This is a genomic window from Tsukamurella sp. 1534, from assembly GCF_000312385.1.
Lineage (GTDB): Bacteria > Actinomycetota > Actinomycetes > Mycobacteriales > Mycobacteriaceae > Tsukamurella.
Map to the genome: position 1 here is coordinate 140787 of NZ_HE997626.1, position 21644 is coordinate 162430.

20 protein-coding genes are annotated in these 21644 nt (G+C 71.5%); 10 read left to right on the top strand and 10 right to left on the bottom strand.

The features are described 5' to 3' along the window. Window positions 1-103: 103 nt before the first annotated feature. From BN39_RS00655 to ppgK, 4 genes are read left to right on the top strand one after another with little or no spacing between them, the layout of a single operon-like run. Entirely contained in the window at window positions 104-304 is a 201-nt protein-coding gene (locus tag BN39_RS00655; protein WP_019200411.1) for a hypothetical protein, read from the top strand. A 22-nt stretch (window positions 305-326) separates the two neighbouring features. Continuing rightward, the gene (pyk, locus tag BN39_RS00660) at window positions 327-1748 is read left to right on the top strand and encodes a pyruvate kinase (protein ID WP_019200412.1); all 1422 of its coding nucleotides are present in this window, start codon (window positions 327-329) and stop codon (window positions 1746-1748) included. A gap of 28 nt (window positions 1749-1776) precedes the next feature. Further along, window positions 1777-2862: an ATP-dependent 6-phosphofructokinase gene (locus BN39_RS00665; protein WP_019200413.1), complete on the top strand. Its 1086-nt coding sequence runs from the start codon at window positions 1777-1779 to the stop codon at window positions 2860-2862. Then, a complete protein-coding gene (ppgK, locus tag BN39_RS00670) occupies window positions 2855-3637 on the top strand; it encodes a polyphosphate--glucose phosphotransferase (protein ID WP_019200414.1) in 783 nt (260 codons plus the stop codon). Before BN39_RS00665 ends, ppgK begins: the two co-directional genes overlap by 8 nt. On the opposite strand, the gene BN39_RS00675 is transcribed toward ppgK, so the two are convergent. The 4 genes from BN39_RS00675 to BN39_RS00690 are packed head-to-tail and all read right to left on the bottom strand — an operon-like array spanning window position 3634 to window position 7769. Continuing rightward, entirely contained in the window at window positions 3634-4134 is a 501-nt protein-coding gene (locus tag BN39_RS00675; protein ID WP_019200415.1) for a MarR family winged helix-turn-helix transcriptional regulator, read from the bottom strand. The genes ppgK and BN39_RS00675 overlap by 4 nt on opposite strands. Before the next feature lie 50 nt (window positions 4135-4184). Beyond that, window positions 4185-5054, bottom strand: coding sequence for a 3-hydroxyisobutyrate dehydrogenase (gene mmsB, locus BN39_RS00680; protein WP_019200416.1), 870 nt, complete (start codon window positions 5052-5054; stop codon window positions 4185-4187). A gap of 13 nt (window positions 5055-5067) precedes the next feature. Further along, the gene (locus BN39_RS00685) at window positions 5068-6231 is read right to left on the bottom strand and encodes an acyl-CoA dehydrogenase family protein (protein ID WP_019200417.1); all 1164 of its coding nucleotides are present in this window, start codon (window positions 6229-6231) and stop codon (window positions 5068-5070) included. 8 nt (window positions 6232-6239) lie between these two features. Further along, window positions 6240-7769 (bottom strand): CoA-acylating methylmalonate-semialdehyde dehydrogenase, encoded by a 1530-nt coding sequence (locus BN39_RS00690; protein WP_019200418.1) that lies wholly within the window; start codon window positions 7767-7769, stop codon window positions 6240-6242. Window positions 7770-7871: 102 nt separating this feature from the next. On the opposite strand from BN39_RS00690, the gene BN39_RS00695 reads away from it, so the two are divergent. From BN39_RS00695 to BN39_RS00710, 4 genes are all read left to right on the top strand, one after another. Then, complete coding sequence (locus tag BN39_RS00695) at window positions 7872-9539, top strand: AMP-binding protein (RefSeq protein WP_019200419.1); 1668 nt, start codon at window positions 7872-7874, stop codon at window positions 9537-9539. A 66-nt stretch (window positions 9540-9605) separates the two neighbouring features. Then, complete coding sequence (locus BN39_RS00700; RefSeq protein ID WP_019200420.1) at window positions 9606-10370, top strand: ABC transporter ATP-binding protein; 765 nt, start codon at window positions 9606-9608, stop codon at window positions 10368-10370. Next, window positions 10355-11953, top strand: a complete 1599-nt coding sequence (locus tag BN39_RS00705; RefSeq protein ID WP_019200421.1) for a hypothetical protein — start codon at window positions 10355-10357, stop codon at window positions 11951-11953. Before BN39_RS00700 ends, BN39_RS00705 begins: the two co-directional genes overlap by 16 nt. A gap of 51 nt (window positions 11954-12004) precedes the next feature. Next, complete coding sequence (locus BN39_RS00710) at window positions 12005-12997, top strand: helix-turn-helix transcriptional regulator (protein ID WP_019200422.1); 993 nt, start codon at window positions 12005-12007, stop codon at window positions 12995-12997. A gap of 9 nt (window positions 12998-13006) precedes the next feature. Here the strand turns inward: BN39_RS00710 and BN39_RS00715 are convergent, their stop codons facing one another. From BN39_RS00715 to BN39_RS00730, 4 genes are all read right to left on the bottom strand, one after another. Continuing rightward, window positions 13007-14974 carry an HNH endonuclease signature motif containing protein gene (locus BN39_RS00715; RefSeq protein WP_019200423.1) on the bottom strand — a complete coding sequence of 656 codons (1968 nt, stop codon included), beginning with the start codon at window positions 14972-14974 and terminating at the stop codon, window positions 13007-13009. Between the two features lie 187 nt (window positions 14975-15161). Next, window positions 15162-15368: a hypothetical protein gene (locus BN39_RS00720; protein WP_148281379.1), complete on the bottom strand. Its 207-nt coding sequence runs from the start codon at window positions 15366-15368 to the stop codon at window positions 15162-15164. A 104-nt stretch (window positions 15369-15472) separates the two neighbouring features. Next, entirely contained in the window at window positions 15473-16669 is a 1197-nt protein-coding gene (locus BN39_RS00725; RefSeq protein ID WP_019200425.1) for an NAD(P)/FAD-dependent oxidoreductase, read from the bottom strand. A 54-nt stretch (window positions 16670-16723) separates the two neighbouring features. After that, window positions 16724-17314, bottom strand: coding sequence for a hypothetical protein (locus tag BN39_RS00730; protein ID WP_051158788.1), 591 nt, complete (start codon window positions 17312-17314; stop codon window positions 16724-16726). 96 nt (window positions 17315-17410) lie between these two features. Between BN39_RS00730 and BN39_RS00735 the strand changes: the two genes are divergently transcribed. After that, window positions 17411-18358, top strand: coding sequence for an FAD-dependent oxidoreductase (locus BN39_RS00735; protein ID WP_019200427.1), 948 nt, complete (start codon window positions 17411-17413; stop codon window positions 18356-18358). Window positions 18359-18427: 69 nt separating this feature from the next. Beyond that, window positions 18428-18589 carry a hypothetical protein gene (locus tag BN39_RS23750; protein WP_019200428.1) on the top strand — a complete coding sequence of 54 codons (162 nt, stop codon included), beginning with the start codon at window positions 18428-18430 and terminating at the stop codon, window positions 18587-18589. Here BN39_RS23750 and selB read toward each other — a convergent pair. Beyond that, window positions 18568-20349: a selenocysteine-specific translation elongation factor gene (selB, locus tag BN39_RS00740; RefSeq protein ID WP_019200429.1), complete on the bottom strand. Its 1782-nt coding sequence runs from the start codon at window positions 20347-20349 to the stop codon at window positions 18568-18570. The genes BN39_RS23750 and selB overlap by 22 nt on opposite strands. Beyond that, window positions 20337-21632 (bottom strand): L-seryl-tRNA(Sec) selenium transferase, encoded by a 1296-nt coding sequence (gene selA / locus BN39_RS00745; RefSeq protein WP_019200430.1) that lies wholly within the window; start codon window positions 21630-21632, stop codon window positions 20337-20339. The genes selB and selA overlap by 13 nt, the downstream gene beginning before the upstream one ends. Window positions 21633-21644: the final 12 nt, after the last annotated feature.

A 21644-nucleotide genomic window follows, 5' to 3' on the forward strand; every position in this document is an offset into this window, starting at 1 on the left:
GGGTCTACATGAAGGCCGCCGAGACCTCCATGGCCGAGCGGATCGTCGAGGCCTGCAACGACCTCCGGTCGGCCGGCAGGTCCATCAGCGCCGGCGGCCGACGATGACCGAACTCTCGCGCGGTGACCGCGTCCGGCTCCGCAGCGAGATCTCGACCTACGGAACGGTTCTCGCGGTCCTGACGACGGGGAGGGCCAGCGTCGCGTTCGACGACGGCCGGGCCGTCGTCGTCAGCGAGTCCCGCCTCGTCAAGGTCGTCGGCCCCCGTGACCGGGCCCGGCCCGCGACCGCCAGCACTCTCTGATCCCACTACCGGAAGGCCGTTCGTGACTCGTCGAACCAAGATCGTCTGCACACTGGGCCCCGCCGTCGCCACCGATGAGAAGGTCCTCGCTCTGGTGGAGGAGGGGATGGACGTCGCGCGGCTGAACTTCAGCCACGGCGAACACTCCGACCACCAGGTGAACTACGACCGCGTGCGCGCGGCGTCGGACAAGACCGGCCGCGCGGTCGGGATCCTCGCGGATCTGCAGGGCCCGAAGATCCGGCTGGGCCGGTTCGCCGGCGACGGCCGCACGGTGTGGGAGGCCGGGGAGACGGTGCGGATCACCGTCGAGGACGTGGTCGGCACCCACGATCGGGTCTCGACCACGTACAAGGAGCTGGCCAAGGATGCGCAGCCGGGCGATCGGCTGCTGGTCGACGACGGCAACATCGGGCTGCGGGTGACCGCGGTCGACGGTAACGACGTGGTGTGCGAGGTCACCGAGGGCGGCCCGGTCTCCAACAACAAGGGCGTGTCCCTGCCGGGGATGAACGTGTCGGTTCCGGCGCTGTCGGACAAGGACATCGAGGACCTGGAGTTCGCGCTGCAGCTGGGCGTCGATTTCATCGCGCTGTCGTTCGTGCGCTCGCCCGCCGACATCGAACGCGTCCATGAGGTGATGGACCGCTTCGGACGGCGCCTCCCCGTCATCGCCAAACTCGAGAAGCCCGAAGCCGTCGAGGACCTCGAGAAGATCGTTCTCGCGTTCGACGCGATCATGGTCGCGCGCGGCGACCTCGGCGTGGAGCTGCCCCTCGAGCAGGTGCCGCTGGTGCAGAAGCGGGCCATCCAGATCGCCCGCGAGAACGCCAAACCCGTCATCGTCGCCACTCAGATGCTGGAGTCGATGATCGAGAACAGCCGGCCCACCCGCGCGGAGGCCTCCGACGTCGCCAACGCCGTCCTCGACGGCGCCGACGCCGTGATGCTCTCCGGCGAGGTGTCCGTCGGCAAGTACCCCATCGAGACCGTCCGCACCATGGCCTCCATCGTCCGCACCGCCGAGCGGGGTCCCGTCCCCGTCCACCACCTGACCCACACTCCGCGCACCAAGCCGGGCGTCATCTCGTACGCCGCCCGCGACATCGGCGAGCGGCTCGAGGTGGCGGCGCTCGCCGCGTTCACCGAGTCCGGCGACACCATGCGCCGCCTGTCCCGACTGCGCACCCACCTGCCGCTGCTCGCGTTCACGCCCCACCCCGCGGTCCGCAACCAGCTCACCCTGTCCTGGGGGACGCAGAGCTTCCTCGTGGACGCCGTCGACAGCACCGACGACATGATCGACCAGGTCGACAGCACACTGCTCGGCTGCGGGCGGTACGCGCGCGGCCACCAGGTCGTCATCGTCGCCGGGGCTCCCCCCGGCACTGTCGGCTCCACCAACCTGATCCACGTCCACCGCATCGGCGAGAACGACCACTGATCCAGACACGACCAGGAGACACATCCAGATGAGGCTCGGTGTCCTCACCGGCGGCGGCGACTGCCCCGGTCTCAACGCGGTCATCCGCGCCATCGTCCGCACTTCCGCGGAGCGCTACGACTCGTCCGTCGTGGGCTTCCGCGACGGGTGGCGGGGCCTCCTCGAGGACCGCCGCACGCCCCTCGAGAACAACGATCACAACGACCGCCTGCTCACCAAGGGCGGGACGATGCTCGGCACCGCCCGCACCCACCCGGACCGGCTCCGCGCCGGCCTCGGCAGGATCCGGGAGGTCATGGAGGACAACGGCGTCGACGTCCTCATCCCGATCGGCGGCGAGGGGACGCTCACCGCGGCGTCGTGGCTCGCGGACGAGGGCATCCCGGTGGTGGGCGTACCGAAGACGATCGACAACGACATCGACCGTACGGACACCACCTTCGGGTTCGACACCGCGGTGACCATCGCCACCGAGGCCATCGACCGGTTGCACTCCACCGCCGAGTCCCACCAGCGCGTCATGCTGGTGGAGGTGATGGGGCGGCACGCGGGGTGGATCGCGCTCCACGCCGGGATGGCCTCCGGGGCGCACAGCATCCTGATCCCCGAGTCGCCGTTCGAGGTGGACCGGCTGTGCTCCGAGATCAAGAGCCGCTTCCAGCGCGGCCACCACTCCTACATCTGCGTCGTCGCCGAGGGCGCCAAGCCGGACCCCGAGGGCATGACCCTGCGCGTGGGCGGGATCGACGAGTTCGGCCACGAGCGCTTCACGGGCGTCGCCCATCAGCTGGGCGCCGAGATCGAGAAGCGGATCAACAAGGAGGTCCGGACCACGGTGCTCGGGCACGTCCAGCGCGGCGGCACCCCGACCCCGTTCGACCGCGTACTCGCCACCCGGTTCGGGATCAACGCCGCGATCGCCGCACACGAGCACCGGCACGGCATGATGGTCTCCCTCCAGGGACAGTCCATAGGGCTGGTCCCGCTCGCGGAGGCGATCACTCGCCTGCGCACGGTGCCCGCAGAGCGGTACCGCGAGGCGGACTTCCGCGCCTCCCCCGAGCCGTCGCGCGCAGGCGCGCCCGTGCGGAGCGAGGTCCTCAACGGTGTCTGACAACACTGCACTCGGAATCGATTTCGGCGGCAGCGCCATCAAGAGCGGCGTCGTCGACGTCCGCACCGGCGAGCTCGTGGGCGAGCGGTTCACAGTGCCCACGCCGACTCCCGCGACCCCCGCGGCGGTCGCCGAGGCGGTCCGCCTGGTGATCGGGCACTTCGGCTGGACGCGCGGGTTCGGCATGACGGTGCCCGCGGTCGTGACCGACGGGGTGGTCCGCACGGCCGCCAACATCGACCCGACCTGGATCGGGACGGACGCGGTGGCCCTGCTGACTGCGGCGACAGGGCTCGCTCCCACCGTCGTGAACGACGCGGACGCGGCGGGCCTCGCGGAGATCCGGTGCGGCGCGGGGGTCGGCAGACGCGGCCTCACGCTCGTGCTCACGCTCGGCACCGGCATCGGTTCGGCCCTCGTCCACGACGGGCACCTGGTGCCCAACACCGAGTTCGGCCATCTCCAGGTCGACGGCCGGATCGCCGAGCACATCGCGGCCGGCAGCGTGAAGGACCGGCGGAACTGGTCCTACGAGACCTGGGCGACGCACCTCTCCCGCGTCCTCGCCGAGTACGAGAAGCTCCTCCGCCCGGACCTTTTCATCCTCGGCGGCGGCATCAGCCGGGACGCCGACCAGTGGTCGCACCACCTCACCACCACAGTGCCGGTGGTTCCCGCGTCCTTCCAGAACACCGCGGGGATCGTCGGCGCGGCGATGACCGCGGCCGCGACCCCGTCGCCGGCGGACGACCCGCGGGAGCCCGCCCCGGTCTAGAAGTCGCCGTGGAAGCGGCGGAGGGTCCGGATGGACTCGACGAGCGCCGTCGCCTCGTCGTCGGGCATACCGATGTTCGCGAACACGTCGTTGAGGACCACGGTGGCCTTCTCGACGAGCTCGCGGCCCGGCTCCGTGATGGCGACGAGGGTGGTCCGGCCGTCGGTGGGGTGCGGCCGGCGCTCGACGAGGCCCGCCTCCCCCAGCCGGTCGATCGCGTGCGTCACGGAGGAGACGTGCACCTGGAGGCGGGTGCTCGCCTTGGAGATCGGCAACTCGCCGTGTTTGGTGAACGCGAGCAGGCGCAGGAGCTCGAACCGCGAGAAGGAGAGCCGGAACGGCTTGAGCGCGGCTTCGATCCGCGCCAGCAGGATCTGGTGCGCACGCATCACGGAGGTCACTGCCTCCATGCCCACGGCGATGTCACCGCCCCACCCGGCCTCCTCCCAGTTGCTGCGGGCGAGCGCGATCGGGTCCCGGCCGTCCGGTTCGTCCATCGCGCTCGCCCTCCTCGTCGCCGACACGACTTCCGTCGTCGGTGCCGCTGCTAGCGCAGCGTGTTGATGATCGCGCTGAAGTCTAGACCGCCGTTGTCCTGGGCGAACGCGGCGTACAGCTCCGCGGCCTGAGTCCCCAGCGGCGCGACCGAGCCGGTGGACGCCACCGCGTCCATCGCCAGACCCAGATCCTTGTTCATCAGGGCGGCGGCGAAGCCGGGCTTGAACTCGTTGCCCGACGGTGCCGTCGGTACGGGCCCCGGCACGGGACAGTTGGTGTGCAGCGACCAGCAGTTGCCCGTCGCCCCGGTCACCACGTCGTACAGCGCCTGATCCGAAAGGCCCAGTTTCTCCGCGAGGACGAAGGCCTCACCCACGACGATCTGCTGCACCGCGAGGATCATGTTGTTGCAGACCTTCGCGGCCTGGCCGTTGCCCGAGCCGCCGCAGTGGATCACCTTGCCCGCCATCGGGTCGAGCACGGGCTGCGCTGCCTCGAAGGCCGGGTCGTCGCCGCCGACCATGAAGGCGAGGGTCCCGGCGGCGGCGCCCTTGACGCCGCCGGAGACGGGAGCGTCCACCTGCTTCATGCCGGCGGCCTCGGCCTTGGCGTGCACCTCGCGGGCGTCGTCGACCGAGATGGTGGAGCTGTCGATGAACAACGTGCCCCGGCCCGCGTGGGGCAGGACCGCGTCGTACACGGACTTCACGATGGCGCCGTTCGGCAGCATCGTGACCACGGCGTCGGCGCCCGCGACGGCCTCCTCCGCGGTGTCGATCACGGTGACGCCGGCCTCGCGCGCCGCGTCCTGCGCCGCGGGGACGAGGTCGAAGCCCCGCACGGTGTGCCCGGCGGCCACGAGGTTCTGGGCCATCGGGCCACCCATGTGGCCGAGGCCGAGGAATGCGATCGTGCTCATGGAAGTGCCTCTCCTACTTGCCCTGGATGCGGGCGGCCTCGGCGCGACCGATCACCATCCGCATGATCTCGTTGGTGCCCTCGAGGATCCGGTTCACACGCAGATCCCGCACGATCTTCTCGACGCCGGTCTCGTGCAGGTAGCCGTACCCGCCGTGCAGCTGCAGCGCCTGGTCGGCCACCTGGAAGCAGGTCTCGGTGACGAACTTCTTGGCCATCGCGCACAGCTCGACCTTGTCCGGGTCGTTCTCGTCGAGCGCGGTGGCCGCGCGCCAGAGGATCAGGCGCGAGGCCTCGAGCGAGGTCGCCATGTCGGCGAGCGTGAACCGGATAGTCGGCTCGTCGATCAACTTCCGTCCGAACGTCTCCCGCTCGGTCATGTACTGCAACGCGAGGTCGTAGGCGGCCTGGGCGCCGCCCATGGAGCAGGCGGCGATGTTGAGCCGGCCGCCGTTGAGGCCGTTCATCGCGATGCCGAAGCCCTTGCCCGCCCCCTCGGCCCCGCCGAGCATGCGGGAAGCGGGGATCCGCACGTTCTCGAAGATCACCTGCGTCGTGGGCTGGCTGTGCCAGCCCATCTTCACCTCCGCCGGCCCGAAGGACAGGCCGGGAGTCCCCTTGTCCACCAGGAACGTCGAGATGCCGCGCGCGCCCTCACCCTCGCTGCGCGCCATGACCACGTACAGGTCGGACGCCCCTCCGCCGGAGATGAACTGCTTGGTGCCGTTGAGGACGAAGTCGTCACCGTCCCTGTCCGCCTTGGTGGTCAGCGAGGCCGCATCCGAACCGGCGCCCGGCTCGGTGAGGCAGTAGCTGGCCATGACGTCCATCGGGGCGAGCTTGGGGATCCACTCCCTTCGCTGCTCCTCGGATCCGTAGGTGTCCACCATCCACGTGCACATGTTGTGAATCGAGATGAACGCGGCCGTCACGGGATCACCCTTGGCGAGCTCCTCGAAGATCCGCACACCGTCGAGCCGGCGCAGACCGGAGCCGCCCACATCCTCACGGGTGTAGATGGCGGCCATGCCGAGGCTGCCCGCCTCCTTCATCTCCTCGACCGGGAAGTGTTTGGTGGCGTCCCATTCCAGGGCGTAGGGCGCGAGCCGCTTGCGGGAGAAGTCCCGGGCCATCTCGACGATGGCGGAGTCGTCCCCCGTCAGATTCGGGTAGGGCATCGACTCTCCTAGTGCATCGTCGGGATCGAGAACTCGGCGCCGTCCTTGATGCCCGACGGCCAGCGCGAGGTGACCGTCTTGGTCTTGGTGTAGAACAGGATCGAGTGCGGGCCGTGCTGGTTCAGATCCCCGAAACCGGAGCGCTTCCAGCCGCCGAAGGTGTGGTACGCGACCGGGACCGGGATCGGCACGTTCACGCCGACCATGCCCACCTCGACGCGCGAGGTGAAATCGCGGGCGGCGTCGCCGTCACGGGTGAAGATCGCGACGCCGTTGCCGTACTCGTGCTCGGTCGGCAGCGCCAGGGCCTCGTCGTAGTCCTTGGCGCGCACGATGCACAGCACCGGGCCGAAGATCTCGTCGGTGTAGATCGACATGTCCTTGGTGACGTGGTCGAACAGCGTCGGGCCCAGGAAGTTGCCCTTCGACAGGTCGGCGTCGCCGAAGGTGAGCTCGTCGCTGGCGCGCTCCCGGCCGTCCACCACGAGCTCGGCGCCCGCGTCGACGCCCTGCTGGATGTAGCTCTTGGTGCGCTCCACGGCGGCGGGGGTGATGAGCGGCCCGTAATCCGCCTTGGGGTCGTGGCTGTGGCCCACGCGCAGCGCGGTCACGCGCTCCACGAGGCGCTCGCGCAGGCGGTTCGCGGTGTCCTCGCCGACGGGGACGGCCACGGAGATCGCCATGCACCGCTCGCCCGCGGAGCCGTAGCCGGCGCCGATGAGCGCATCGACGGCCTGGTCCAGATCGGCGTCCGGGAGGATCACCATGTGGTTCTTGGCGCCGCCGAAGGCCTGGCTGCGCTTGCCGTTCTGCGCGGCGGTCTCGTAGATGTACTGCGCGATGTCGGAGCTGCCGACGAATCCGACGGCCTTGACGTCCGGGTTGTGCAGCAGCGCGTCGACCGACTCCTTGTCGCCGTGCACCACCTGGAACACGCCCTCGGGCAGGCCTGCCTCGACGAACAGCTCGGCCAGCCGCACCGGCACGGAGGGGTCCCGCTCGGAGGGCTTGAGGACGAACGCGTTGCCGCAGGCCAGGGCGGGCCCGGCCTTCCACAGCGGGATCATGGCCGGGAAGTTGAAGGGCGTGATACCGGCGACGACGCCCAGTGGCTGGCGCATCGAGTAGACGTCGATACCGGTGCCGGCGCCCTCCGTGTACTCGCCCTTGAGCAGGTGCGGGATGCCGATCGAGAACTCGATCACCTCGATGCCGCGCTGCACGTCGCCCTTGGCGTCGGCGAGCGTCTTGCCGTGTTCGCTGGAGAGGAGTGACGCGATCTCGTCGATGTTCTGGTGGACCAGCTCGATGAACTTCATGAACACGCGGGCGCGGCGCTGCGGGTTGTAGGCCGCCCACTCCACCTGGGCCTTCTTCGCGCGGGCCACCACGTCGTCGACCTCGGCGGTGGTGGCGAGGGGCACCGTGGCCTGGACCTCGCCCGTGCTGGGGTCGAACACGTCGGCGGTGCGGCCGGCGCCCTCCACCCGTCGCCCGTCGATGAAGTGCGGGATCGTCCGCGTCTGCGCAGCAGTCATGGTGAGTCCTTCCTCGGAACCGGTACATCGTTCAACCTTGCGCGATGTGTCGCCCATCACTATATACTTGGATATCCAAGTAATCAACCGGAGGATCTGAAAGTGGCTAGCACACAGGGGTATCGAGACTTCCTCGCGGCGCGCGACCTGCTGGTCGAGCTCGCTGACGACTACGACGAGGCGCGCCGCCGGTTCACCTGGCCCCAGCTCGACGAGTGGAACTTCGCCCTCGACTGGTTCGACGTCGTGGCGAAGGACAACGACGCTCCCGCCCTGTGGATCGTCGAGGAGGACGGCTCCGAGTCGAAGTTCAGCTACGCGGACATGAGCGCCCGCAGCAACCGCGTGGCCAACTGGCTCCGCGACCGCGGCGTGGAACCGGGCGACAGGATCCTGCTCATGCTCTCCAACCAGGTCGAGCTCTGGGACGTGATGCTGGCCGCCATCAAGCTCGGCGCCGTGGTCATTCCCGCGACCACCCTGCTCGCCGAGGCCGACATCGCGGACCGCATCGCGCGCGGCGGCGCCAAGCACGTGATCGTGCGCAGCGAACTGGCCGACCAGGTGCCCTCCGACGCGCGGGTCTCGCGCGTCGCCGTCGGCGATCCCGTCGACGGCTGGCAGTCGTTCGCCGCCGCGTACTCGGCGCCCGACGCCTTCACCCCGTCGCACACCACGCACGCCGACGACACCCTGCTCCTGTACTTCACCTCCGGCACCACGAGCGCCCCGAAGCTGGTCGAGCACACGCACGCCAGCTACCCCGTCGGGCACCTGTCCACCATGTACTGGATCGGCCTGCGCCCCGGCGACGTGCACCTCAACGTCAGCTCCCCCGGCTGGGCGAAGCACGCCTGGAGCAACGTGTTCACGCCGTGGATCGCGCAGGCGTGCGTGTTCATCTACAACTACGCGCGGTTCGACGCCGGTGCGCTGATGAAGCAGATGGAGCGGTGCGGAGTCACCAGCTTCTGCGCCCCGCCCACGGTGTGGCGCATGCTGATCCAGGCCGACCTGGCGGCGCTGACCGCGCCGCCGCGCGTGGTGGTCGGCGCCGGCGAGCCGCTCAACCCGGAGGTCATCTCCCGGGTCCGCGACGCCTGGGGCGTCACCATCCGCGACGGGTTCGGCCAGACCGAGACCACGGTGCAGGTGGCGAACACGCCCGGCCAGCCCCTCAAGGACGGTTCCATGGGACGCCCGTGTCCCGGCTACGACGTGGTCCTGGTGGACCCCGCGACCGGCGAACAGGGCGTGGACGAGGGCGAGATCTGCCTCCGGCTGGACCCGCGGCCGCTGGGCCTCATGGTCGGGTACCACGGCGACGCCGAGAAGACGGCCAAGGTGATGGAGGGCGGCGTCTACCACACGGGCGACGTGGCGGAGAAGGACCCGGAGGGCTACCTGACGTACGTCGGTCGTACGGATGACGTGTTCAAGTCGAGCGACTACAAGATCAGCCCGTTCGAACTGGAATCCGTTCTGTTGGAGCATGAGGCGGTGGCAGAGGCCGCGGTGGTCCCGGCGCCCGACGAGCTTCGACTCGCCGTGCCCAAGGCCTACATCGTGCTCGCCGGCGGCTACGCGCCCACGGAGGAGACGGCGAAGGCGATCTTCGACTACAGCCGCGCGCACCTCGCCCCGTACAAGCGGGTGCGCCGGATCGCGTTCGCCGAGCTGCCGAAGACGATCAGCGGCAAGATCCGGCGCGTGGAGCTGCGCAAGGCCGAGGAGCAGGGCCTCACCTCCGAGGAGTTCCGGGAGTCCTGACCGCCCGCCCGGTCGGGGGACGGATCCGCGTTGCCCGTTGTGCCATCGTGAATTAGCGTCGGGTCCATGACCGCCGCCCCGCCGCCCGCTCTGCTCCTGGAGGACCTGCACGTCGCGTTCAACGGGAAGCCCGCGGTGGCCGGGGTCTCGTTGTGGGTTCCGCAGGGATCGATGTTCGGGCTGGTGGGGCCCAACGGCGCCGGGAAGACCACGTCTCTGTCGATGGCCGTGGGCCTGCTGCGGCCGGCCCACGGCCGCAGCCTGGTCTTCGGCGTCGACGTGTGGGGCGACCCGATGACGGCGAAGCAGCTCATCGGGGTCCTGCCCGACGGGCTCTCCCTCCCCGACCAGTTCACGGGCGGCGAACTGCTCACCTACCTCGGGCGGCTCCGCGCCATGCCGGAGGAGGTGATCGCGGCGCGGCGCGACGAGCTGCTCGCCGTGCTGGGCCTCGCGGACGCGGGCGGCACCGTCATCGCCGATTATTCGGCGGGCATGACGAAGAAGATCGGGCTCGCGGCCGCGCTGCTGCACAGCCCGCGCCTGCTGGTGCTGGACGAACCCTTCGAGGCCGTCGATCCGGTGTCCAGCGCCACGATCCGCTCGATCCTGGTCGAGTTCGTCCGGTCCGGCGGCACCGTGATCCTGTCCAGCCACGTCATGGCCACCGTCGGCGAGCTGTGCACGCACGTGGCCGTCATCAACGCCGGACGGGTCGCCGCGGCGGGCACGGTCGATCAGGTGCGCGCCGGGGGCACGCTCGACGAGGCGTTCGTGCGGCTGGTCGGCGGCACCACGTACACGGGCGGGCTCTCGTGGCTGCAGGGCTGACCGGGCCGCCGCCCGCAGCGCGCGGACTCGCGCGCACCGTGGCCGCGATGCAGTGGGCGCTCTACAAGCGGCGTGCCACCGGCGGGCGCCTCGCGGCGAACATCCTGTTCGGCGTCGCCGGGGCGCTCGGAGCGATCGGGATGGTCCTCGGCGGGGTGGCCGCTGGCGCCGCGCGGGACCCCGACGCCGGCGCGTGGGTCGCCGCATCACTCGTCGCCCTCGGCGCGATGTGGGCGTATCTCCCCGCGATGTCGGGCTTCTCCGACAGCGTTCTCCAACCGCGCCAGTTCACCCTCCTCCCGCTCCCGGCGGGTGGGTTCGCGCGGGCCCTGTTCACGGCGTCGCTCATCGGGATCCCGGTGCCGCTCACCCTGGTCGCGAGCCTGGCGGTCGTCGGATACGCCGCCGTCCGGGACCCGGCCACGGTTCTGCTCGCCCTCCCCGCGGCCCCTCTGACGGCCCTGTTCGTGGTCGCGCTGTCGCGGGTCATCGCGCTGGCGCTGTCGCAGGCGGTGCGCTCGCGACGCGCCCGCGAGGCGGCCCTGCTCCTGTTCGTGGCGGGCTTCTGCGCGCTCTACGCGGCGCAGTTCGCCCTCAACGACCTGATCGCGTCAGCCTCCGGCGCCCCGATGATCACGTACGCGATCCCGTTCGCATGGGGCCTGACCGCCGTCGAGCGCGCCGCCGAGGGCGATTGGGCCGTGGCGGCGGCCGCACTCCTCGGCCTCGCTGCGCTCACCGCCCTCACCCTCGCGGCGTGGCAGTGGCTGGTGCGCCGCCTGTTCACCGGGCAGGTCCCGCTGCCCACCGGGTCGGGGCGCACCCGGGACCGCACCGCGTACCGTCGGGCGGGGTGGCGCGCGACCCCGCTGGGCGCCGTCGTCACCCGGGAGCTCTCGTTGTGGTTCGGCGACGTGCGGCGCCGGTACCAATTGCTCATGCCGATCGCGTTCGCGGTGATGAGCGGCGTGATCCCGCTGTTCAGCGAGGATTTCCCGTTCAACGCCCGGTGGGGTCCGTGGATGGCGCTGCTGATGAGCGTGATGGCCGCCCTGAACCTCTACGGGCTCGACGGCAAGGCGTTCTGGCACCTCGCGATGATTCCGTCGGCCGCCGGCCCCGACGTCCGAGGACGCCAGATCGCCTGGGCGCTGGTCAATGCGCCGATCGCGATCGCCGCCGCCGTCGTGGTCCGGGCGTTCGGCGCGGATCCGCTGGACCGGGTGGCGGTCCCCGCGGCCGTGATCGTGTGCATGCTCGGCGTGGGAGGCGGCCTCGTCGCGTACGCCTCCGTCGCCGCCCCCTACCCCGTGCCCGAGGCGCGCAAGATGATGTCCTTCTCGACCCGGAACTCCGCGGGCGGCGCCGCGATCGGGTGGAGTTTCGGCTCCATGGGCGTCCTGGCGGTCACGACGGTGCCGTGCGCCCTGTTGGCGGCCCTGCTCCCCGGGCCTGCCGGGTGGCTGGGTGTGCCGGCGGCCCTCGTCGTGGGCGGGGTGGCGTGGTGGTGGCTGGGCGTGATCGCGACGCGGAAGCTGGTGGCCCGCCCCGATCTCATCCAGTACGCCGTGACCCGAGCCTGATCGGGCGATCCCCCGTCGCGGCGGCAGGGGCACGCATACACTGGCTGCCTCATGTTGACGTACGTGCTCGATGTCGCGGACATGTCCGGCGTGCGCTTCGTCCTGTCCCCGCTCAATGAGGCCGCGCTGAGCCTGTTCCACCTCCGCCCGGGCGAGCGGACCGCGCCACACCTGCAGCGTTGGCGGCAGAACGCACAGGCCCAGCGCGACCTGTACGACCACCGCGTCATCGATGCGCTGATCGCCCCGTCCGGCAACGCGATCCCCGATTTCCTCACGCCGATGCCCGATCTCGGCGACGCCCGCCCCACGCTGGCCGACGGGCTCGCGGCGATCGCGGCCACCGACGGCGCGGTGGTGCACGCGCAGTTGGACGACCTGCGGGAGGGGGCGAAACCCTCACCGGCGCTGGCGAAGCTGCTGGATTCCGACGACGCCGGCGCGCGGATCGCAGCGGCCCTGGAGCGGTACCACCGGGTGGCGATCGCGCCGATCTGGCCCGCGCTCAATCGGATCCTGGAGGCGGATATCACCTTCCGCGGCAGAGAGCTGGCGCTCGGCGGCCCCACCCGACTGTTCGCCTCGTTGACGCCCCACCTGAGCTGGGACCGCGACGGCCGGTTGCGGCTCGACCTCGCGTACCCGCGGGCGTCGGGCGAGTACGCGGCGGCGGGGCGGGGCCTCACGCTGTTCCCGAGCCTGTTCGTGACGCGCCTGGTGAGCGCCCACTCCCCCGAGACCGCGGCGCCGCACGTCGGGTATCCCGCGCGCGGCAGCGCGACGCTGACGGAGTCGATGCGAGTGGTCCCGCCCGGTGCACTGCGCCGCCTGATCGGTGGGGCGAAAGCCGATGCGCTGCACGCCCTGGACGAGCCGATGGCGGTGAGCGAACTCGCCCGCCGACTCGAGGTCACGCCGTCCGCGGTGTCTCAGGCGCTGAAGGTACTGCGGGAGAACGGCCTCGTGGACAGCGCCCGCAGCGGCCGGGAGGTGCTCTACCGCCGCACCGAGGCGGGCGAGCGCCTCCTGCGCGGCAATCGCTAGCACGGGCGGTCAGAACGGCGGCGGTTCGGGTTCCGTGTTCGGGACGAACTCGACGCCCTGTTCCTCGGCGTGTTCGCGTTTGCGTTCGAGTTCTTTGCGGAGTCGTTCTTCGGCGCGTTTTGTGGCCTTGTCGAGTCGGATGCGGCGGTTGCGGCTGCGTTCGTCGCGGCGGGCCTGGGCGCGGTGTTCGGCGTGGGTGTCGAAGGTCTGCGGCTGTTCGGGTTCCTCGTTCAGGGTGCGGGCAGGGGTGTCCCAGATGAGTTTCCCGAGTCCGGGGAGGATGTCCTGGGCGGCGCCGGGTGGGGTGAGCCAGATGCCTCCTGCGGGATGGTGCCATTCGACGGTGCCGTCCTCGAGCAGGTCCGACAGCCATCCGGTTTCGGTTTTGATGCGGTGGTGGAATCCGCACAGTGGTACGAGGTTTCCGGGGCCGTGTTTCCCGGCGACCGTTGTGGGTCCGCCGCGTTCGGGGTTGCGGTGGTCGTATTCGGCGACGTGGTCGGCCTGGCAGCGGGTGGAGGGCACACTGCACCCTGGGAACACGCAGGTCGGGTACGTCAACCGCATGATCAGCAGCTGGTACTGGGTGGGGGTGTAGCCGGAGGCCCCCGCGACGTGAACCTCGCCGGTGACCGGGTCTCGTTTGCCGAGGGCCCGGATGGTGGTGTCGCAGTCTGCGATCAGGTCGTTCGCCTGCTCCGCGGTCACCGGCCCGGAGATCCCGAGTTCGTCGCACACCACATACGCCCCTCCCGACGTGTCCGGCGGAGATGACGTGGGCTGCGCCCCCGAGTCGGCGGACATGATGTCCCCAGTTGTTCCGGATACGTCGTCCGCGGCGTTCGTGAGGTCCGCATCGTCCGAACGGTCTGCATTGTCTTCGTCGTTCGTGACGTCCGCACCGTCGGCGTCGTTCGTGACGTCCGCACCGTCCGCGTCGTCTGCCTCATCCGCGGTGCCTTCGGCGGCGGGTGGTTCGTCGAACAGGGTGATCACGTCATCGACTGCGGACTCGGCGGTGGAGGCTTCGGACGTCGTGGTGGCGGGTTGGGGTTCGGATGCGGCGGGTTCCGGTGGGCGGAGGTCGGATTCGTTGAGGAGGATCAGTGCCAGGGCTTTTACTTCCGATGCCACGGCCGCCGTGCGGGGTCGGCGTTCCTTGAACCGGCAGGCATCGTTGGAACACTGGCAGCCGAGAGTCTCGTAACCCTCGATCAACGCCGCATGCGCGGCGACCTGCCGCTCACCCAGCGTCCGCGGATCCTTCCGGCAGGTGGTCTTCAGCATGTCCGCAAGCAAACCGGCGAACCGGATCCCGTCCGCCTTCGGGATGATCGCTTCGACATCGACGGTGCCGTCCGCCCGCGCATGCATGTCGATCCCGAAGCGGGGCTTCTTCTCCGGCACCTGGGGAACGGCGTCGATGTCGATCCGCACCAGAATCTGCTTCGCCGCCTCCTCCACCGCCGCCGCGGTCACCGCGACATCGGGATCGGCGAGCGTTCCCGCGAGCCAGGCGGCCATGCGGACGTCGAATTCGTGGAGCACGTACTCGTCGGTGATCGCCGACGCGTACCGCAGCACGGCGTAGAGCTGCTGGTTCGTCACGATGCCGGTGGCGCAGACCGCGAACACGCGCGGCAACCGTTCGCGGAGGTCCAGCCCGCGGTGCACCGCGGCGGAGGCGCCGCTCCTCCCGACCTGCAGCACCGCACCCACCTCGGCGACCAACTCATCCCAATCCCCGACGAACCGGCGATCGGACTCGGCCCGGCACCGTCGGGCATCGTCACGAACGGCGAACAACCGGGACAGCAGAGCGTTCTTGCGGGCCTCCAAGCGGTTCGCCTCGACGAGCACCGAGCGCAGGTCGGCCAGCAGGGCGCCCGCGTCGAGGCCTGCGACGTCCCCGAACTCGGGAGGCAGCGGTCGACGGACCGCCCTCCCGTGTTCGAATGCATCATCTGCCTGGCTCATACATTCGATAATACTCCGCTCGCGCAGGTATTGCTACCTCAAATGCGCTCGGAACTCCCGTCCCCAGCAGCTGGTTTCGGTCACGTTCCACCATGCGCGGGGCGCATGGCCTTCAGAAGGCGAGTCGCCACCCATCCACCCCGGGCGGCCCCCACAGGAAAAGCCCCCAGGCGAGAGTGATCCGAGGTCAGGCGCGCAGGTAGGACTGCCCCGCATAGGCCGGCTGGGCGTCGACGAACCGGCGCCAGGCGTCGCGCAGAACGGTCATGGGCGCCGCGGGGCGCGGGGCCCACTCGGGCAGCACAGCCTCGTCGTGGAGGTCGGCGATGCGGGCGTACACCGAGGCGGCGGGGGCATCGGCAGTGAGATGGTCGAAGGTGCGGAAGTCGTTCATGGGATCCAGTACACCGACCACGCCCGCGCGGTTCCAATCTTTAAGCGATGCACTTAATTGTGACGCGGGACACTGTGCTTCGCACCACATTTCGGGAACGCGGATCACACCTCGCTCAGCGGCACCGCGGTATCGGCCAAGCGTGCCGCGTCCACCGGGCGCCCCGAGCCGATCAGCTCGCGCACGGCGTCACCGACATCCCACACGTTGGCGTTCATCGCCGCCAGCACGCGGCCGTCCGACGCGAGCCAGAACGCCACGTACTCACCGGATTCCGCGCTGCCGCGCAGTACCACGGAGTCGTAATCGTCGGCGAGGCCCACGTACTCCATGCCGAGGTCGTACTGGTCACTGAAGAAGTAGGGCAGCCTGTCGTACTGCTGCGATCCGCCCAACAGGTTGGCCGCGGCGACGGCCGGCTGATTGAGCGCGGTGGCCCAATGCTCCACGCGCACGCGGCGATCCAGTACCGGATGCCAGGCCGCCGCGATATCACCGACGGCGAAGACGGCGGGGTCCGATGTCCGAAGACCGGCGTCCACCGCCACGCCACCGCCCTCGATATCGAGGCCGGCCTCCTTCGCGAGTTCGATGTTCGGGATGGCGCCGATGCCCACGAGCACCGCCGCCGTGGACACGATCTCCCCGCCCTCCAGCGTGAGGCCGGCACCGTCGGGCAGGACGGACTCCACCTTGGTGCCGGTCCGCAGGTCCACGCCGTGAGCGCGATGCAGGTCCGCGAAGAGCGCGCCCACCTCGGGCCCGAGGGCGCCGATCAACGGTTGCGGCGCCGGCTCCACCACGGTCACGTCCATGCCCGCCTGCCGCGCCGCGGCGGCCGCTTCGAGGCCGATCCATCCGGCACCCACGATCCCCAGGCGTCCGCCGCCGCCGATCGCCTCGCGCAGCCGGTCCGAATCGTCCAGCGTGCGCAGGTAGAGCGCGCCCCGCGCGTCCGGGAACTCGCGCGGGCGAGAGCCCGTTGCGAGCACCACCTGGTCGTACCCGACCGACGTGCCGTCATCGAGCTCGACGGTGCGCGCGTCCCGGTCGATGCGCGTCGCCCGCACGCCCGTGCGCAGATCGACGGAATGGTCGGCGTACCAGCCCTCGTCGTGGACGAACACGCTGCTGCGATCGTCGGACCCCTGCAGATAGCCCTTGGACAGGGGCGGCCTCTCGTACGGGCGGTGCTCCTCCGCCCCGATGAGGACCAGGTCCCCGTCGTAGCCCTGGTCCCGCAGGGCCTCCGCAGTCTTCGCCCCGGCGAGGGACGCTCCGACGATCACGATCGTGGCCATACCCGACCATAACCCCGTGCGCCGCCCGGGCACCACAGTCTGTGCGGCCCGCGATCAGCTCTGCGGCACCGTGAATCCCGCGAGCTGCGCGGTGAGGATCGCGCGCCAGTGCGCCTCGGAAAGCCCTTCGCACCAGGCGCGCTGAAGCACGGCGACCACCGCGTACGCGAGCGGCGCGGGTGCCGCCCCCGGCGCGAGGCGTCCCGCGGCGCGCTCAGCGGTGAGCCGCTCGGCGACGGCGCCGGTGACGCCGGCGAACCCGGAGGCCTCCTCTCCGAGGGTGTCGGCCGCGCGGGCGACCAGATCGGGGCGCGCCGCGAGGAGGCGCACCAGAGCGCCCGCCTCGCGGCGCGGGAGCGCGGCCAGGCCGTCGGCGAGCGCATCCGATACGCTCCGGCCGTCCTCCGCGACGCCCTGCGCGAGCGCCGCCGACTCGCCGGCGAGGAGGAAGCTGCGGTCCACGACGTAGGCCTCGAGGAACGCATCGAAGTCCCCGAAGTGCGCGTGCAGCAAGCCGGTCGCGACGCCCGCCTGCGCAGTCACGGCGCGCCCGCGCAGGGCGCCGGCACCGTCGCGCAGGATCACCGTCTCGGCCGCCGCGAACATGCGCTGCCGAGCTCCGTCGATCGCGACTCCCCTGGGCACACCGCGATCATAACCGGCCTTCCACCTCCCGCTTGCGTCGGTATGAACATTCGCTCATACTCTGTTTGATCACTCGCTCATACCTCGGGAGACCACATGCACGTCCTCATCGCCGGCGCCGGCATCGCCGGACTCGCCACGGCCCTGCGGCTCACCCGCGACGGTCACCGGGTCACGATCGTCGAGCGCGCGCCCGCGCGCCGGTCCGGCGGCTACCTCGTGAACCTGCTCGGCTCCGGCTTCGACGCCGCCGAGGCGCTCGATCTGGTGTCCGCGCTCCGCGAGCACGACCAGGGGGTGTTCACGTCCAACCTGGTGCGCACGGACGGCACCACGCGGCTGCGGATGCCGGCGGCCCTCGCCGAGACCTCACTGGGTGACCGCGCGATCACCCTGTTCCGCGGCGACCTGGAATCGGTTCTGTACGAATCGGTCCGCGAGCGGGCGGAATTGCGCTTCGGAACGACGGTCACCGCGGTGAGCGATCACGGGGCGGACCCCGTCCGCGTCACGCTCAGCGACGACACCGCCCTCGATGCGGATCTGGTGATCGGCGCGGACGGCCTGCACTCGGGCGTCCGCAGGCTGGTGTTCGGCCCGGATTCCGACGCCGTCGTCCCCCTGGATCACGTGGTGGGCGCCGTACCGCTCGACTCCCCGCCCGCGGGGCTCGCGGAGCAGACCGCCGACACCTTCATCGACGTGGGCCGCACCGCCGCCGCGTTCCGCCCGCGCGGACACCGCGCGTCGGTCTTCTTCACCTACCGGACGAACGCGGTGGATCACGATCTCGCGGCCGGCCCCGCCGCTGCGGTCGCCGAGCGGTTCGGGGACCTCGGCGGCGGTCTCGGTGAGGCCCTGGACCGCGCCGGGGACGCCGGGGACGTCTACTTCGACGCGGTCAGCCACGTGGTCCTGCCGTCGTGGAGCCGGGGGCGCGTCGCGCTCCTGGGTGACGCGGCGTGGTGCGTCTCGCTGTTCGCCGGGCACGGCGCGGGGCTCGCGCTGGCGGGCGCGGACCGCCTGGGCGCGGCCCTCGCCTAGCACCCGGGGACGGATCCCGACGCCCTCGCCGCAGCACTCGCCGACTGGGAGGCGGGCCTGCGCGGCGAGGTGAGCGACCGGCAGAAGCAGGCCCGGGTGGGCATGGCACGGTTCGCTCCCCCGAGCCGGGTCCACCTGTTCGCGCAGGACACGATGATCCGCGCACTCACGGCGCCGGTGCTCGGCCCGTTCCTCCTCGGGCGGATGCGTCAGCGCGCGACTTCGCGGTGACCCGCGTCCAGGCGGCGGGTCCAGCCCCGGGAATCGAGGTGTTCGAGCAGCGGGATCGCGACGCGGCGGGTGGTGCCCAGCGCTCGACGGGCCTCCGAGGTGGTGAACGGCTGTGGCAGGCGCGCGAGTTCGCGCATCGCCAGAGCCGGCGCCTTCGGCGAGAGCACCACCCCGTCGGCCAGCCGGATCAGCCTGCCCGCCCGTTCCGCGGCGGCGAGTTCCCTGGTCCCCAACTTCAGCGCGGCCAGGTCGTCCGCCTCGGGGGCCGCGAACTGCGCCGATGCGAGGCGACGCTCGAGTTCCGCCACGGGCGCCTCCGCGGGACCGAGGTCGGTGCGGTGGCCGGGCAGGGCCAGCACCCCGCCGGCGGATTCGACGCCCGCGCCGTCGACGACGGTCCGCAGGAGTGACGGGTCCGGGAGTGCCAGTGCGTCCCGGGCGGCCCCGAGGGACAGGCCCGCGGCCAGGGGATCCGTGCGGTGCAGCTCGTCGACGAGTGCACGCAGTCGCAGCTGCCACTCCGCGAGGGCGTCCTCGTGCACCCACCAGTCCCCGATCACGCGCACGCCGCCGGGCACGACGGTGCCGAACCCCAGTCCCGCCAACCTCTCCCGGGAGACCGCGCCGTGCCGTTCCACCTCCGCCATGAGGCCTTCACCGGCCTCCAGCCCGGCGAGGGCGCCGGCCCGGCGCGCACCGTCGCCGCGGCGACGAAGAGCGGGCGGGTCCGCATCGAGCACCCTTGCGCCGCCGACGATCCGGTGCGCGCCGGGGTCCCGCAACACCAGCCGGTCGCCCCGGGTGAGGGGCGCGGGCCGGGCGAGTGTGAGCCTGAGGTGGTCGCCGTCGAACGGACGCACCCGCGCCGGGATCGCCGCGGTCCCCGCGTGCACCGTGAGCCACTCGGGGACTCCGTGGTCGGGATCGATCCCGGTGGCGCGCACGTCGATCACGGCGGTGAGCGGGAACGTTCCGGGTGTGACCAGGACGTCGCCGCGCCGCACCCCCTCGGGCGCGACGCCGCGCAGGTTCACCGCGACGCGGGAGACGGGTCCCACCTCCGCGGCGTCGCCGCCGTGGCGCTGGAGCCCGCGCACGGTGACGCGCCGCGCACCGTCGGCCCCGATGAGCTCCAATTCGTCACCCGAACGGACCGTACCGGCGGGCAGGGTGCCGGTGAGCACGGTGCCCGCGCCGACCACGGTGAACGCCCGGTCCACCCAGAACCGCACGGCGGCACCGGGATCAGGCGGGGGCACGGCCGCGAGTACGTCGTCGAGCGCAACGCGGAGAACGTCCAGACCGGCACCGGTGACGGCGGAGACCTCCACCATCGGCGCCTCCGCCAGTCCTGTCTCCGCCAGTTCCCGGCGCACCCGCGCCCGGACCTCAGCGACGTCTCCGCGAGCCTTGTCGATGCGGGTGAGGACGACGAGGCCGTGCTCGATCCCCAACGCGGCGAGCGCGTCCCGGTGGTCGCCGGACTGGGCGCGCCAGCCCTCGTCGGCCGCGACCACGAGGCAGACCACCGGCACGGGCCCCAGTCCGGCGAGCATGTTTCCGAGGAACCGCTCGTGTCCGGGCACGTCCACGAACGCCACCTCACGGCCGGAGGGTAGTGCGGTCCAGGCGAACCCGAGGTCGATCGTGAGGCCCCGCCTCCGCTCCTCCTCCCAGCGGTCGGGTTCGATCCCGGTGAGGGCGCGGACGAGCGTGGACTTGCCGTGGTCGACGTGGCCGGCAGTGGCTACGACGAACACGCCGCCACCGCCAGCACAGCGTCCGCGACGTCGCCGTCGGATTCCTCGGGGACGCACCGCAGGTCCACCAGGCAGGCCCCGTCGTGCACCCGCGGGAGGATCGCGGGATCGCCGAGCCGCAGCGGGCGTGCGTAGGCCTCGGGGAGGCGGACGGCCCACCCCGGCAACGGCACTCCGGGCGCCCCGCCGCCGCCCACGCGGCCGTCGTGCGCGACGACGGTGCCGCCCACGCGGGCGGCGAGCCGGTCCGCCCGCGTCCGGAGGGAGTCGGCGTCGGCGTGCAGGTACCGCACGACGGGGGCGTCGGGCCCGGAGACGGTGGCCTCCAACGCGGCGAGGGCGAGCTTGTCGGCGCGGACGGCGCGGGCCAGCGGGTGCCGGGCGAGGCCGGAGATCACGTCGGCGCGGCCGAGGAGGACGCCCGCCTGGGGGCCGCCGAGTAGCTTGTCGCCGCTCGCGGTGACCACATCGGCGCCCGCGGCGAGCACGGACCGGGCGTCGGGCTCGCCGGGGAGCGCCGGATCGGCGGCGAGCAGGCCGCTGCCGATGTCCACGACGAGCGGGACGTCGCCGCAGAGTGCGCGCAGCTCCGCGATGTCCACGCCCGAGGTGAAGCCCTCGACGCGGAAGTTGCTGGGGTGCACCTTGAGTACGCATCCGGTGCCGGGTCCGAGCGCGTCGGCGTAATCCCGGGCGTGGGTGCGGTTGGTCGCGCCCACCTCGCGCAGGCGGGCCCCCGTCGACGCGATCAGGTCGGGGAGGCGGAACCCGGCACCGATCTCGATGAGCTCGCCCCGGCTCACGACCACCTCGCGTCCCGCGGCGAGTGCGGTGGTGGCGAGCACGAGGGCCGCGGCGCCGTTGTTGACCACGAGCGCCTCCCCCGCCTCCGGGCACGCGGCGAGCAGCGCGGCCCGCGCCCCGGCACCGCGCTTCGAGCGGGCACCGCTGTCCAGGTCGAGCTCCACGTCCACATAGCCCGAGGACGCCGTCATCGCCGCGAGTGCGGCGGGCGAGAGCGGAGCTCGGCCCAGGTTCGTGTGCACGACGACGCCGGTCGCGTTGAGCACGGGCCGTAGCGACGTGACGGTCGCGGCTTCGAGTGCGCGCTCGACCGTGTCCGCCACGTCCTCCGGGGCGGCGGCGCCCCGCCGGGCCGCGTCCTGCGCGGCGGTGATCTCCGCCCGCACCCGGCGCTCTCCGAGGCGTGCGGACGCGGCGACGACGGCGGGGCGGGCGAGAAGCGCGTCGGTGCGCGGGATCAACCGGCGGGGATCGGTCACGGGCCCTCCTTG

Coding starts and splice junctions, on each gene's coding strand:
- BN39_RS00690 (WP_019200418.1), bottom strand. CDS start 7,769: ATGACTGCTGCGCAGACGCGGACGATCCCGCACTTCATCGACGGGCGA.
- BN39_RS00725 (WP_019200425.1), bottom strand. CDS start 16,669: ATGGCCACGATCGTGATCGTCGGAGCGTCCCTCGCCGGGGCGAAGACT.
- BN39_RS00715 (WP_019200423.1), bottom strand. CDS start 14,974: ATGAGCCAGGCAGATGATGCATTCGAACACGGGAGGGCGGTCCGTCGA.
- BN39_RS00685 (WP_019200417.1), bottom strand. CDS start 6,231: ATGCCCTACCCGAATCTGACGGGGGACGACTCCGCCATCGTCGAGATG.
- BN39_RS00720 (WP_148281379.1), bottom strand. CDS start 15,368: ATGAACGACTTCCGCACCTTCGACCATCTCACTGCCGATGCCCCCGCC.
- BN39_RS00665 (WP_019200413.1), top strand. CDS start 1,777: ATGAGGCTCGGTGTCCTCACCGGCGGCGGCGACTGCCCCGGTCTCAAC.
- BN39_RS00655 (WP_019200411.1), top strand. CDS start 104: ATGACCGAACTCTCGCGCGGTGACCGCGTCCGGCTCCGCAGCGAGATC.
- BN39_RS00675 (WP_019200415.1), bottom strand. CDS start 4,134: ATGGACGAACCGGACGGCCGGGACCCGATCGCGCTCGCCCGCAGCAAC.
- BN39_RS00735 (WP_019200427.1), top strand. CDS start 17,411: ATGCACGTCCTCATCGCCGGCGCCGGCATCGCCGGACTCGCCACGGCC.
- BN39_RS00700 (WP_019200420.1), top strand. CDS start 9,606: ATGACCGCCGCCCCGCCGCCCGCTCTGCTCCTGGAGGACCTGCACGTC.
- mmsB (WP_019200416.1), bottom strand. CDS start 5,054: ATGAGCACGATCGCATTCCTCGGCCTCGGCCACATGGGTGGCCCGATG.
- BN39_RS00710 (WP_019200422.1), top strand. CDS start 12,005: ATGTTGACGTACGTGCTCGATGTCGCGGACATGTCCGGCGTGCGCTTC.